The following is a 12,997-nucleotide window of genomic DNA, read 5'->3' as shown; positions in this document are numbered from 1 at the left end:
GTCCGTGCCGTGGGCGCTGCGGGGCCGGCGGCCCCGGGCACGCAACACCGAATTCACCCGTTCGGCACGACGATCGCCGCCCCGGATGAAACAATCGAGGCCCGCGCAGGTTCTCCGAGCGATGGGGTTCGCGCATGAGCCATCCGTCCGAACATCTCCGTCGATCGTTCACCCGGTCGGCCGCACTCCAGGCCCGGCTCCACGAGATCGTGCCCGGCGGTGCGCACACGTACGCCCGGGGCTCCGACCAGTACCCGGAATTCATGGCACCCGTCCTCGAACGCGGCGCAGGTGCCCGCGTATGGGACGCCGACGGAAACAGCTACGTCGAGTACGGGATGGGCCTGCGCTCGGTGACGCTCGGGCACGGCTACCGCCCCGTCGTCGACGCCGTCGCCACCGCGATCGCGAACGGCACCAACTTCAGCCGGCCCACCACACTCGAGATCGCTGCGGCCGAGGACTTCCTCGCCCTCGTTCCCGGCGCCGACATGGTGAAGTTCGCCAAGAACGGCTCCGACGCCACGACCGCGGCGGTGCGCCTGGCCCGTGCGGTCACCGGCCGCCGGCACGTGGTGGCGTGCGACCAGCCCTTCTTCTCCGTCGACGACTGGTTCATCGGCACCACCCCGATGAACGCCGGGATCCCCGAGGAGGTCACCGAGCACACCCACCGGTTCCGGTACAACGACCTCGACTCGCTCGACCGGGCCCTGTCGGCCAGGCCGACCGCGTGCGTGATCCTCGAAGCCGCCACCGCCCTCGCCGAACCCGATCCCGGCTTCCTACCGGGCGTGCGCCGACTGTGCGACCGGCACGGCGCCCTGCTGATCTTCGACGAGATGATCACCGGATTCCGCTGGTCCGAGCACGGGGCCCAGGGCGTGTACGGCGTCCGGCCGGATCTGTCGTGCTGGGGCAAGGCGATGGGGAACGGCTTCCCCGTCGCGGCCCTCGCCGGCCGCCGCGAATTCATGGAACTCGGCGGCCTGCGCACCGACGGGAACCGGGTGTTCCTCCTGTCCACCACACACGGACCGGAGTCCGGCGGTCTGGCCGCCTTCCGTGCGGTGGTGCGTGCCTATGCGACCGAGGACCCGATCGGCCGGATGGAAGCGGCGGGCCGCAGGCTGGCCGACGCCGTCAACGCCGCAGCCGCGGACCTCGACGTGGACGAATACGTCCAGGTGATCGGTCGACCGTCCTGCCTGATCTTCGTCACTCGCGACCTGAACCTGCAGCCGTCCCAGGAATTCCGCACGCTGTTCCTGCAGGAACTACTCAACCGGGGCGTGCTCGGGCAGTCGTTCGTGATCTCCGCGGCCCACACCGACGCCGACATCGAGGAGACCGTCGAGGCGGCGCGCGGCGCAATGGCGGTGTACCGGCAGGCGCTCGACGCGGGCGGGGTCGCCGGACTCCTCCGCGGACGCCCCGTCGCCCCGGCACTGCGCGCTCGCGCGGAACCGCGCCGGCTCGGCGACGAACCGGTCGGCATTCACTTCCCCCAGTAACGCACCCACGCGTCCGCGTCGAGACCGCCGTGCGGCACCCCGTCGGCATGGGCGGCCCGCTCGGTCGCCCGCACCGCCGCGACGAACCGCAGCGTCGCGGTGCGCAGCGCGTCCTCGGCGCCGCCGGACCCGGTGACGTGCACGGTACGCAACCCGGGCGGAACCAGGTGTGCCGGCAGCCCGGCCTTCGTGGCGCGGGCGATCACCTTGTCGGTCAGCGCCAGCGCCGGCTGCGCCATCGCGATGCCGTCCAGGCAGGAGGGCCGGGCCTTCTCCGCCGCCTTCGCCACCTCCCACGCCGCCTCCTGCTCGGCCACGTCGATCGGGCCGGTGTGACCGTTGGTCAGGTGCGGGCTGCGCAACGCGAGCTTGGTGACGAGCGTGTCGGCGACATCGTCGACGGTGAACGGGTCGGTGCCGGACTCCTGGGCGATCCGCGAGTGGAACAGCACCTGGAGCAACAGGTCTCCCAGTTCCTCGCGCAGGCCGTGCGGGTCACCTTCCTCGATCGCGTCGAGCAGTTCGTAGGTCTCCTCGAGCAGGTAGCGGCGCAACGAATCGTGCGTCTGCGTGACCTCCCAGCCGCCGAATCCCCACAGCCGGTCCATCACCTCCACGGCACGCAGCAGGCGCTCCCCCGGCGCGGGCGGGGCGGCGATCACCCGCTCACCCCGCCGCACGCGTTCACGCACCGCCTCGTGCCCGGCGTCGACGGCCACCAACGTCTCGGCGTCGGATCCCGCTGTCGCGCCGAGCGTTTCCCGAACCGCCGCGGGCACGTCGTCGGTGCAGGCGAGCGGCCCGGTCAGCAGCGGCACCGCCTCGAGCGGCACCGATCCGGGCCGGTACGGGTCGAGCAGAATCACCGTCACGGCCGTCGCCTCACATTCCCCGTCACTGCGCTCGCCCCGGTCACATTCCCCGTCGCTGCGCTCGCCCCGGTCACATTCCCCGTCGCTGCGCTCGCCCCGGTCACATTCCCCGTCGCTGCGCTCGCCCCGGTCACACGCTCGCGACGGCCGGCACGCGCACGTCCACCGAACCCTGCGCCTTGCCGTCGAGGGCGAGCAGGAAGTCCGCGATGTACTGCAGCAACTCGACGTCGCGCACCCGATCGGAGCCCACCCCACCGGTCCGCGGCAACGGCAGCTGCACAAGGCCGCTCGTGGCCCGGTACTGCGCCGCCGGGTAGAGCCGCTTGAGCCGCATCTGCTTCGAATCCGGCAGATGCATCGGCGAGATCTTCAGCTGGGTGCCGGAGACCGCGACCTCCTCGAGGGCGTACTCGCGGCACAACAGGCGCAGTTTGGCCACCGACACCAGCCGGCCGACCTCCTCGGGCAGCGGGCCGTAGCGGTCGACGAGTTCCTCGACCACCGCGGCGATCGCGTCGTCGTCGTGCGCCGCGGCGAGCTTGCGGTAGGCCTCGAGCCGCAGCCGGTCGGAGGTCACGTAGTCCGGCGGGATGTGGGCGTCGACCGGCAGGTCCACGCGCACCTCCTTGGCGGCCTCCTCCGTGGCGACGGGCCGGCCGTCCGCGGCGGCCCGGAAGGCCTCCACCGCCTCGCCGACGAGCCGCACGTACAGATCGAACCCGACGCCGGCGACGTGACCGGACTGCTCCGCGCCCAGCACGTTTCCCGCGCCGCGGATCTCGAGGTCCTTCATGGCCACGGCCATGCCCGCACCGAGGTCGGAGTTCTGGGAGATCGTGGCGAGCCGGTCGTACGCCGTCTCGGTCAGCGGCTTCTCCGGCGGATACAGGAAGTACGCGTAACCCCGCTCGCGGGACCGGCCGACGCGCCCGCGCAGCTGATGCAGCTGCGACAGGCCGAGCGAATCGGCGCGTTCGACGATGAGGGTGTTGGCGTTGGAGATGTCCAGGCCCGTTTCGACGATGGTGGTGCACACCAGGACGTCGTACTGACGTTCCCAGAAGCCCTGCACGGTCTTCTCGAGGGTGTCCTCGTTCATCTGCCCGTGCGCGACCGCCACCCGTGCCTCGGGGACGAGGTCACGAATCCGCTTGGCGGCCTTGTCGATCGAGCTGACCCGGTTGTGCACGTAGAACACCTGCCCGTCGCGCAGCAGCTCGCGACGGATGGCGGCGGCGACCTGCTTGTCCGCGTAGGCGCCCACGTAGGTGAGCACCGGGTGCCGCTCCTCGGGCGGGGTGAGGATCGTCGACATCTCGCGGATGCCGGCCATGCTCATCTCCAGGGTGCGCGGAATCGGCGTCGCGGACATGGTCAGCACGTCGACGTGCGTGCGCAGCGCCTTGATGTGCTCCTTGTGCTCGACGCCGAATCGCTGCTCCTCGTCCACGATCACGAGGCCGAGGTCCTTCCAGCGCACGCCGGTCTGCAGCAGCCGGTGGGTGCCGACGACGATGTCGACGGCGCCGTCGGCGAGGGCAGCGATCGTCTCCTTCGACTCGGCGGGATCGGTGAAGCGGCTCAGGCCCTTGACGGTGACGGGGAACGACGCCATCCGCTCCGTGAAGGTCTGCAGGTGCTGTTGCGCCAGCAGCGTGGTGGGCACCAGCACCGCGACCTGCTTGCCGTCCTGCACGGCCTTGAACGCGGCGCGCACCGCGATCTCGGTCTTGCCGTAGCCGACGTCGCCGATGACGACGCGGTCCATCGGGACCGCCTTCTCCATGTCGGCCTTGACCTCGGAGATGACGGTGAGCTGATCCTGGGTCTCGGTGAACGCGAACGCGTCCTCCATCTCCTTCTGCCACGGGGTGTCCGGGGCGAACGCGTGCCCGGGCGCAGCCTGGCGCGCCGCGTACAGCTGCACCAGCTCCCCGGCGATCTCACGAACAGCCTTGCGCGCCTTGCGTTTCGTGTTGGCCCAGTCGGAGCCGCCGAGCTTGCTCAGGGCGGGCATCTCGCCGCCGACGTAGCGGGAGAGCTGATCGAGGGACTCCATCGGCACGAACAGCCGGTCACCCGGCTGCCCGCGTTTGCTCGGGGCGTACTCGATGACCAGGTACTCGCGGCGGGCACCGCCCACGGTCCGTTCCACCATCTCGACGAAACGGCCGATGCCGTGCTGGTCGTGGACCACCATGTCCCCGGCGGTGAGCGCCAGCGGGTCGACCTGGTTGCGACGCTTGACCGGCGTGCGGCGCCCCTCGGCGGCGGTCACCCGGTTGCCCGTGAGGTCGGACTCGGTGACGAGCACCAGGCCGGGCACGTCCGCGCCGTCGCCCGGCAGGACCACGCCGTCGTGCAGCGCGCCGCACAGCACCCCGACCGTGCCGCGCACCGGCTCGGCGCCCGGATCGAGACGCGCGGCGGGCACGTCGTTCTCCTGCAGGCGCTCGAGCACCCGCTGCCCGGTGCCGGCGCCCGCGACGACGATCGCGGCCCGCCCGCCGGTGGTGACGTGCGCGCGCAGGTTCGCGAAGAGCATCGTCAGCAGCTCGTCCGAGCCGCGCACCTCCGGCGCCGGCTGCACGTCGAGCACGACCTCGGTGTCGGCGCCCGACGCCAGCGGGCTCAGCGTCCACCACGGCCGGCCCGCCGCCTCCGCCGTCTCCCGCACCTGGGTCAGCGGCCGGTACGCCGACGCGGCCAGGTCCACGCCCTTCATGTTGGCGGTGTCCAGCGGCGCGGCACCACCGAGCGAGGCCGCGGTCCACGACGCCTCGAGAAACTCCTGACCGGTGCGCATCAGATCCGCCGCGCGGGTGCGCACCTTCTCCGGATCGCACAGCAGCACGTGCGTGCCGGCCGGCACGACGTCGGTCAACAACTGCAGCTCGCCCGTCTGCAGCACCGGCAGCAGCGCCTCCATGCCCTCGACCGGAATACCGGAGGCCATCTTGTCGAGCATCTCCACCAGCGCCGCATCGGCCGGGTTGTCCTGCGCCAGCCGGGCCGCGCGCTCCTTGACCTGCTCGGTGAGCAGCAGCTCCCGGCAGGGCGGGGCGATGAGGGTGCCCACCTCGAGTTCGGGGATGGACCGCTGGTCGGCGACGGAGAACGGGCGCAGCTCGGTGACCTCGTCGCCCCAGAACTCGACCCGCACCGGATGGTCCGCGGTCGGCGGGAAGACGTCGAGGATGCCGCCGCGCACCGCGAACTCGCCGCGCTTGCCGACCATGTCGGCGCGGGTGTAGGCCAGCTCGACGAGCCGCTCGATCAGCTCGTCGAAGTCGTGCTCCGCGCCGACCCGCAGAGTCACGGGCTCGATGTCGCCCAGACGCGGGGCCATCGGCTGCACCAGCGACCGCACGGTCGCGACGATCACCCGCAGCTCGGGGCCGTAGTCGTGGTCCTCGGGGTGGGCGAGCCGGCGCAGCACCTGCAACCGGCGGCCGACGGTGTCGGCGCTGGGCGAGAGCCGCTCGTGCGGCAGCGTCTCCCACGACGGGAACTGCGCGACGACGTCGCCGAGCATCTCGTGCAGTTCGGCCGTCAGGTCGTCCGCCTCGCGGCCGGTCGCGGTCACCACGAGCAGCGGCGTCTTCGCCGCGAGCGCGGCGGCGACGAACGGCCGGGCCGACGGCGGGGCCACCAGGGCCTGTTCGGCGGTCCCGGCGAGGGCGGCCACACGTTCGAGCTGAGCGTCGGCCAGCGCGATCCGCGCCAATCCGGACAGGGGGGTGACGGACACGTCGGACACGGGAAGGGCGCTCCTGGGTTCGAGAAGAGGACCGTCCGAGTCTATGCGGTGTCCGGTTCGGGCTGCCAGGACCACCGGGGGCGTCCGGTCACGGTCGGACCGGGTCCGCGGCCAGCAGATCGGCGCTGTTGTCGCCGAGATCGCGACGGGCCCAGGCGGCCAGCCGGGTCTGCAGGGCGGCGTCGGGGGTCTCCTCGCCGGGCCCGAGCCACCGCCGTCGCGCCATCCGCAGCAGCACGCGCCGGCAACGCTGCGGCTCGGCGTCGAGCACGTACGCGACGAACGCGTCCGGCGTCTGCGGCTCGACCCCGGACCGCTCGAGCGAGCGAGCGAGACCGGCGTCGGTGGTGACGACGACGTCGGCCTGCGCGAACAGCGCCACCGCGGTCAGGTGCGCGTCGCGGGGATCGCTGATGTACGGCACCTCCCGCAGCACCGTGGCCGGCCAGGTCACCCGGGCCTCGGGGAAGGCGGTTTCGAGTTCGGCGAACAGGAAGTCCCGCGCCGGGCGCGACATGTGCGACGGCAGCCGCCGCTCCACCTCGGCGACGATGCCGTCGCTCCAATAGGGCTGGAACAGCGTGTCTTCGGCCAGGGCGAGCAGCACGTCGCGCACGCGTGGCGGCGTCAGCGCCGGCGCGTCGAGTACCGCTCGGATCGGCACGACCGTTCCCCCTAGAAGTCGTCGTCGTAGAGGCCGTCGCGGCGGCTCAGGTCGGCGACGGTGTCCAGGGCCCGGGTCCGGGTCTCGGCGCGCCGCTCGGCGTAGGCGAGGACGTCGGCGCGGCGGATGCGGCGGTGCAGGCCGCGGAACCGGGACGGCAGGGTGCCGTCGTCGACGAGGCGGCCCACATGCCGGCGACCGACGCCGAGCACGTCCGCCGCCTGGGCGGTGGTGAGCATCGCCGGCACCGGGGTGATGGTCACGGCGGCGGCGGCGCCGAGCTCGTCCAGGGTGCGGGCGAGTGCCGCACCGGCCGCGTCCGCGTCGAACGGTCCCAGGGTCACGGCGGCGATCGTGTCAGGCGGAGGCACCGAACGCAATCGGCCGGCTACACCCGCAGCCGGCGCGAGACGAACTGCCGGAAGTACTCGACCTTGTCGGCGGGCACGAGCGCGGGCACCAGCAGGCGCCACATGTTCTCGAGGTGCTCGACGAGCTCGTCCCGACGATTCAGTGCCGCCGCGACCGCGCGAGCCCCGGTCAGGGCCTGCAGCACGAGCAGGCCCACCGCGTCCGGTTCGAGCTCCTCGCTCAGGTCGCCCTCCGCGAGGGCCCGCTTGGCGAGATCCTGCACCGTCGAGAGCCAGATCGCGAAGACCCCTTCCCCGGACCCGCGGTAGTCGCCGATCTCGATCACCAGCCGGAACATGGCGCGCACGATCGGGTCGGCGCGGGACACGTCGACCGTGAGGACCGACAGTTCGATCATGGTCTCGAGGGCGGGGGTCCGGTCGCTGATCGCGCTCAGCCCGGCCGAACCCAGCCGGGCGAAGCCCTCGTCGATGACCGCGCGGGCCAGCTCCTCCTTGGAGGCGAAGTGGAAGTACAGCGCGCCCTTGGTGACACCGGACTGCTGGATGATCTCGTTGAGGCTGGCGTTGGCGTAGCCGAGATTCATGAACACTTCCGCGGCGCCGCGCAACACGGAGTCGCGCGTCACCTCGGCGCGAACCTGCCGGGCCATTCATCCCCCTCGATGCGGGCTCGGCGCCGCCCGGCGACCCGGACGATCGGCGCCGATCGCCGCTCCGCTGGGTACCACGATCACCTCGCAATTGCTCGTCGAGTCGGCTGGGCAACGATACCACCTGGTAGGGGCGCGATCGGGAGTTCGCATCGCCCGGTCAGTCGGTCCCGAGCTGCGGATTCGCCTCCAGATGGGTGAGGCCGTTCCAGCACAGGTTCACCAGGTGGGCGGCCACGACCTCCTTCGACGGGCTGCGCTCGTCCAGCCACCACGTGGCGGCCGTCGCGACCATGCCCACCAGCGCCTGCGCATACAGCGGGGCCAGGTCCGGGTCGAAGCCCCGGCGGGAGAAGTCGCCGGCGAGGATGTGCGCCACCTGCCGCACCGCCTCGTTCAGCAGGGACGAGTACGTGCCCTCCTCCGCGGCGACCGGGGAGTCCCGCACGAGGATGCGGAAGCCGTCGGTGCGTTCCTCGACGTAGGTGAGCAGGGCGAGCGCCACCCGCTCGACCCGGATGCGCGAGCGGTTCTGCGTCAGGCTCGCGCTGATCATCGACATCAGGGTCGACATCTCCCGGTCCACGACCACGGCGTACAGGCCTTCCTTGCCGCCGAAGTGCTCGTAGACCACGGGCTTGGAGACCTGGGCCCGCTGGGCGATCTCCTCGATCGACGCCGCCTCGTAGCCGCGCTCGGCGAAGATCGCCCGCCCGATCTCGATGAGCTGTTCCCGGCGCTGGGTCCCGGTCATCCGGACCCGGGGGCTGCGGTCGGCGTGGTTCTGCGACGGTTTCGACACGTGTACATCCTTTCCGGCACCCGGCCGGACCCTGTGCCACCGGAAAACACCGAGGACGACGCGCGGCGGGTTGCGATCAGCCTATCCGTGGCGGCGACGCGCCCGGCCCCGCGTTCGACTCCGGGTGTGGCGGCATGCGAGGATCACAGACGCATGACCGGGGCGTCGGCGCCGGGAATGCGGCAGTCCGCCGTGGTGTAATCGGCAGCACCTCTGATTTTGGTTCAGATAGTTCAGGTTCGAGTCCTGGCGGCGGAGCGGGGCAGTCGGGGCCGGCGAGCTCCCCTGCCGGTGCCGAACCTGCGCATGTCGAACGTCGAGGGAGCTTCATGCAAGTGCAGACCGCAGTTGTCGTTCTGGCGGCCGGAGCGGGTACGCGAATGCGATCCAAGACCCCGAAGGTGCTGCACACACTCGGGGGTCGCACGATGCTCGCCCATTCGCTGCACGCGGCCGCAGAGCTGGACCCGAGCCACCTGGTGGTGGTCGTCGGGCACGAGCGCGAGCGGGTTTCCGCCGCGACCGCCGAGATCGCCGAGACGCTCGACCGCAAGGTGTCGATCGCGGTCCAGGACCGGCAGCTCGGTACCGGGCACGCGGTGCAGTGCGGGCTCGACGCGCTGCCCGGCGACTTCTCCGGCGTGGTCGTCGTCACCAACGCCGATGTCCCGCTGCTCGACGGCCACACCCTCGAGGCTCTCGAAGCCGAGCACCTCGCCGAACCGGCGCAGTCGGCGGTGACCGTCCTGACGTTCCTCGCCGACGATCCCACCGGGTACGGCCGCATCGTCCGGAACGGCCACGGCGAGATCCGCGAGATCGTCGAGGAGACCGACACTGACGCCGAGCAGGCTGCCATCAACGAGGTCAACGCCGGCATCTACGCCTTCGACGCGGAGTTCCTCCGCAGCGCGCTGACCCGGCTTCGGGCCCACAACGCGCAGGGCGAGCTGTACCTGACGGACGTGGTCACGATCGCCCGGGAGGACGGCCTGCCGGTGTTCGCCGCCCAGCTCGCCGACGCGATGAAGGTCGCGGGCGCGAACGACCGGGTGCAGCTCGCGGCGCTCGCCGCGCAGTTGAACCGGCGCACCCTCGAGCACTGGATGCGGGCGGGTGTGACCGTGCTCGACCCGTCCAGCACGTGGGTGGACGTCGACGTGGTCCTCGCCCGGGACGTGACCCTGCACCCCGGGGTGCAGCTGCACGGCCGGACCGTGGTCGACGAGGACGCGGTGATCGGCCCGGACACCACGCTGACGAACGTGCGGATCGGCGCCGGGGCGTCGGTCGTGCGCACCCACGGGTCGGACTCCGTGATCGGCGAGGGCGCGACCGTCGGGCCGTTCGCCTACCTGCGGCCGGGCACCGACCTCGGCGAGTCCGGCAAGATCGGCACGTTCGTGGAGACCAAGAACGCCGAGATCGGGCCGCACTCGAAGGTGCCGCACCTGACCTACGTCGGCGACGCCACCATCGGCGAGTACTCGAACATCGGGGCCTCGAGCGTGTTCGTCAACTACGACGGCGTGCACAAGTCGCGCACGGTCGTCGGATCCCACGTCCGGACCGGGTCGGACACCATGTTCGTGGCGCCCGTGACGGTCGGCGACGGAGCCTACACCGGCGCCGGCACGGTCCTGCGCCGCAACGTTCCGCCGGGGGCGCTTGCGGTGTCGGGTGCGCCACAGCGCAATATTGAAGGCTGGGTCCAGCGAAACCGACCCGGGACCCCCGCGGCCGAGGCAGCGTCTGCAGCACGGCAGCAGCAAGAGATCGAACGGCATAAGGACGGCCAGGACCAGTGACCTCCAATTGGATCGACAACCAGAAGAACTTGATGCTCTTCTCCGGCCGGGCCCACCCCGAGCTGGCCGAGCAGGTGGCGAAGGAGCTCGACGTCCAGGTCACCCCGCAGACCGCGCGTGACTTCGCCAACGGCGAGATCTTCGTGCGGTTCGAGGAGTCCGTGCGCGGCTCCGACGCGTTCGTGCTGCAGAGCCACCCGTTCCCGCTCAACCAGTGGGTGATGGAACAGCTCATCATGATCGATGCGCTCAAGCGAGGATCGGCCAAGCGCATCACCGCCGTCCTGCCGTTCTACCCGTACGCCCGCCAGGACAAGAAGCACCGCGGCCGTGAGCCCATCTCCGCCCGCCTGATCGCCGATCTGCTCAAGACCGCCGGCGCGGACCGCATCATCACCGTCGATCTGCACACCGACCAGATCCAGGGCTTCTTCGACGGACCGGTCGACCACATGCACGCCCAGGGCCAGCTCGCCGAGTACATCCGCGACAGGTACGGCGTCGAGAACATCGCCGTGGTCTCCCCCGACTCCGGCCGCGTCCGCGTCGCCGAGAAGTGGGCCGACACCCTCGGGGGCGCCCCGCTGGCGTTCATCCACAAGACCCGCGACCCGCTGGTCCCGAACCAGGTCAAGTCCAACCGCGTGGTCGGTGAGGTCGAGGGCCGCACCTGCATCCTCATCGACGACATGATCGACACCGGCGGCACCATCGCCGGGGCCGTGAAGATCCTGAAGGAGGCCGGCGCGGGCGACGTCGTCATCGCCGCCACCCACGGCGTGCTCTCGCACCCCGCCTCCGAGCGCCTCGCCGCGTGCGGTGCCGAGGAGGTCATCGTCACCAACACGCTGCCGATCGACGACGAGAAGCGGTTCCCGACGCTCACCGTCCTGTCGATCGCGCCGCTGCTCGCGCGCACCATCCAGGAGGTGTTCGAGAACGGCTCGGTGACGTCGCTGTTCAACGGTTCCGCGTAGTCGCGGAAGGCGGTGTACTTTCGGACCGTCACCGGACCGAAAGGACACCCGGCATGTTCACCGGCTTCCCCGTTGCCGCCCTCGACTTCTACGAAGACCTCGAGGCGGACAACAGCAAGCCGTTCTGGGCCGCGCACAAGGCCGTCTACGACGACTGCGTGCGCGGCCCGATGCTTGCCCTGCTCGCGGAACTCGAACCGGAGTTCGGCCCGGGCAAGGCGTTTCGTCCGCATCGCGACGTCCGCTTCAGCGCGGACAAGTCGCCGTACAAGACTCATCAGGGCGGATTCGTGCAAACCGGGCCCGGCGTCGGGTTCTACGTGCAGATCGACGCCGCCGGGCTGCGGATCGCCGGCGGCTTCTACGCGGGCTCGTCCGCACAGGTCTCCGCATACCGTGCCACCGTGGACGATTCGCGCCACGGTCCCCGGCTCGAGACGCTCGTGCGGCGGCTGCGCCGGGCGGGGTACGAGATCGGTGGCGAACGGCTGAAGACCCGTCCGCGCGGCGTCGCGGAGGATCACCCCCGCCTCGACCTGCTGCGGCACAAGTCCCTCACCGCGGCGCGGGAGCACCCGTCGCCCGAGTGGCTCGACTCGCCGCGCACCCTCAACGAGGTGCGCACCGCGTGGCGCGACGTCCGGCCGCTCGTGGAGTGGCTGACCGCCGCCACCGCCGCCTGAAAAGCGTTCGCATCGCGGTCGATTCCGAGCCCCCTCGGCAAACCGATCGGTATGGAAAGTCGTGTGGCACAAGACTTTGCCGCCCGGACGCCGACGGTTAACATGATCTTCATCACTCCGACATCCCTCAGCCGCAGGTCGTGCAGGACCCCCCCGACCGACCGGGCCGGCTTTGACTTAAGGTGGCTCCTCGTGATCGACGCTCAAACCCTCGAGGCCCCCACCGAAAACGCGAAACTCGAGACCGTCCGCCGGTGGAGGCCGGGAGCCTGCGTCTGGTGCGGCGACACCGATTCCGTCGAGGAGTTCCGCAACGAACCCCGTTGCGCCACTTGCCGCACGCACGAGTCGATCATCGACGAGGCGCGCAAGTTCGTCGGCATGTACGGCCTGCGTCCCATCGGCGGCACCCTGCAGTCGGACGACGAGGAGGAGTACGAGCACCGCAAGGCCGCCCGCGACTCACGCCGCGTCCTCAACGACATCCGGCTCGCCGAACAGCCCGACCCCGCCCTCGTCCGCAAGGCCCTGCGCCCCCGCGCCGCCGCCGTCGTCGCCGAGACCGCCCCGGCGCGCCGGACCGCCACGCCGCGCACGTCCTCGTCGCGCCCGTCGCAGCGCGCCGCCTCCGAGCCGGCCCCCGCGCCGGTGCGCACCGGCGCCGTCGACGTCGACGAGATCCAGAACCGCGCCCTCGCGCTGCTCGACCAGCTCTCCGCGATCGACGCGCAGCTCGCCCTCGTCGCCGAGCAGTCCGGCCTCGCCGCCCGTGCCCGCCGCGGTGACCTCGAGAAGCAGAAGGCCACCGTCCTGCGCACCCTGGCTGCCCTGGAGAAGGCCCGGCTCAGCGCCACCCGATAGGGAACTTCTCGCCCCGAGGGGGAGGTTGT

At 71.2% G+C, this 12,997-nt stretch carries 11 protein-coding genes and 1 tRNA gene; 6 read left to right on the top strand and 6 right to left on the bottom strand.

Translation table 11 applies throughout. From position 1 onward, the window contains the following. Positions 1-134 precede the first annotated feature (134 nt). Positions 135-1,514: a glutamate-1-semialdehyde 2,1-aminomutase gene (locus HFP48_RS08120; protein WP_006940725.1), complete on the top strand. Its 1,380-nt coding sequence runs from the start codon at positions 135-137 to the stop codon at positions 1,512-1,514. Here HFP48_RS08120 and HFP48_RS08115 read toward each other — a convergent pair. From HFP48_RS08115 to HFP48_RS08090, 6 genes are all read right to left on the bottom strand, one after another. Continuing rightward, positions 1,499-2,386, bottom strand: coding sequence for a MazG family protein (locus tag HFP48_RS08115; protein WP_006940723.1), 888 nt, complete (start codon positions 2,384-2,386; stop codon positions 1,499-1,501). The two genes, HFP48_RS08120 and HFP48_RS08115, sit on opposite strands and share 16 nt — an antisense overlap. Before the next feature lie 130 nt (positions 2,387-2,516). After that, entirely contained in the window at positions 2,517-6,149 is a 3,633-nt protein-coding gene (mfd, locus tag HFP48_RS08110; RefSeq protein WP_168579318.1) for a transcription-repair coupling factor, read from the bottom strand. Between the two features lie 88 nt (positions 6,150-6,237). Next, a complete protein-coding gene (locus HFP48_RS08105; protein WP_006938885.1) occupies positions 6,238-6,813 on the bottom strand; it encodes a PIN domain-containing protein in 576 nt (191 codons plus the stop codon). Positions 6,814-6,824: 11 nt separating this feature from the next. Continuing rightward, positions 6,825-7,157, bottom strand: a complete 333-nt coding sequence (locus HFP48_RS08100; RefSeq protein WP_006938886.1) for a helix-turn-helix domain-containing protein — start codon at positions 7,155-7,157, stop codon at positions 6,825-6,827. A 44-nt stretch (positions 7,158-7,201) separates the two neighbouring features. Continuing rightward, positions 7,202-7,837: a ScbR family autoregulator-binding transcription factor gene (locus tag HFP48_RS08095; protein ID WP_029542131.1), complete on the bottom strand. Its 636-nt coding sequence runs from the start codon at positions 7,835-7,837 to the stop codon at positions 7,202-7,204. Between the two features lie 160 nt (positions 7,838-7,997). Further along, positions 7,998-8,591: a TetR/AcrR family transcriptional regulator gene (locus HFP48_RS08090; RefSeq protein WP_037201479.1), complete on the bottom strand. Its 594-nt coding sequence runs from the start codon at positions 8,589-8,591 to the stop codon at positions 7,998-8,000. Between the two features lie 234 nt (positions 8,592-8,825). Here HFP48_RS08090 and HFP48_RS08085 point away from each other — a divergent pair. The 5 genes from HFP48_RS08085 to HFP48_RS08065 all read left to right on the top strand — a co-directional run bounded on the left by HFP48_RS08085 (position 8,826) and on the right by HFP48_RS08065 (position 12,968). Beyond that, positions 8,826-8,897: transfer RNA gene (locus HFP48_RS08085), tRNA-Gln, on the top strand. Between the two features lie 71 nt (positions 8,898-8,968). Continuing rightward, complete coding sequence (glmU, locus tag HFP48_RS08080) at positions 8,969-10,447, top strand: bifunctional UDP-N-acetylglucosamine diphosphorylase/glucosamine-1-phosphate N-acetyltransferase GlmU (protein ID WP_102799723.1); 1,479 nt, start codon at positions 8,969-8,971, stop codon at positions 10,445-10,447. Continuing rightward, on the top strand, positions 10,444-11,424 hold the full coding sequence (locus HFP48_RS08075; RefSeq protein WP_006938895.1) for a ribose-phosphate diphosphokinase: 981 nt from the start codon (positions 10,444-10,446) through the stop codon (positions 11,422-11,424). Before glmU ends, HFP48_RS08075 begins: the two co-directional genes overlap by 4 nt. 53 nt (positions 11,425-11,477) lie before the next feature. Next, positions 11,478-12,107, top strand: coding sequence for a DUF2461 domain-containing protein (locus HFP48_RS08070; protein WP_168579317.1), 630 nt, complete (start codon positions 11,478-11,480; stop codon positions 12,105-12,107). Positions 12,108-12,299: 192 nt separating this feature from the next. Then, positions 12,300-12,968 carry a hypothetical protein gene (locus HFP48_RS08065; RefSeq protein WP_006938898.1) on the top strand — a complete coding sequence of 223 codons (669 nt, stop codon included), beginning with the start codon at positions 12,300-12,302 and terminating at the stop codon, positions 12,966-12,968. The last annotated feature ends 29 nt before the right edge of the window (positions 12,969-12,997 follow it).

This window comes from Rhodococcus sp. DMU1, from assembly GCF_012272955.1.
Taxonomy (GTDB): domain Bacteria; phylum Actinomycetota; class Actinomycetes; order Mycobacteriales; family Mycobacteriaceae; genus Rhodococcus; species Rhodococcus aetherivorans.
This window is presented reverse-complemented; position numbering and strand designations above follow the sequence as displayed.

Bases quoted from the DNA above. Each gene is read 5' to 3' on its own strand.
- HFP48_RS08095 (WP_029542131.1), bottom strand. From the start codon at position 7,837: ATGGCCCGGCAGGTTCGCGCCGAGGTGACGCGCGACTCCGTGTTGCGC.
- HFP48_RS08090 (WP_037201479.1), bottom strand. From the start codon at position 8,591: ATGACCGGGACCCAGCGCCGGGAACAGCTCATCGAGATCGGGCGGGCG.
- HFP48_RS08070 (WP_168579317.1), top strand. From the start codon at position 11,478: ATGTTCACCGGCTTCCCCGTTGCCGCCCTCGACTTCTACGAAGACCTC.
- glmU (WP_102799723.1), top strand. From the start codon at position 8,969: ATGCAAGTGCAGACCGCAGTTGTCGTTCTGGCGGCCGGAGCGGGTACG.
- HFP48_RS08120 (WP_006940725.1), top strand. From the start codon at position 135: ATGAGCCATCCGTCCGAACATCTCCGTCGATCGTTCACCCGGTCGGCC.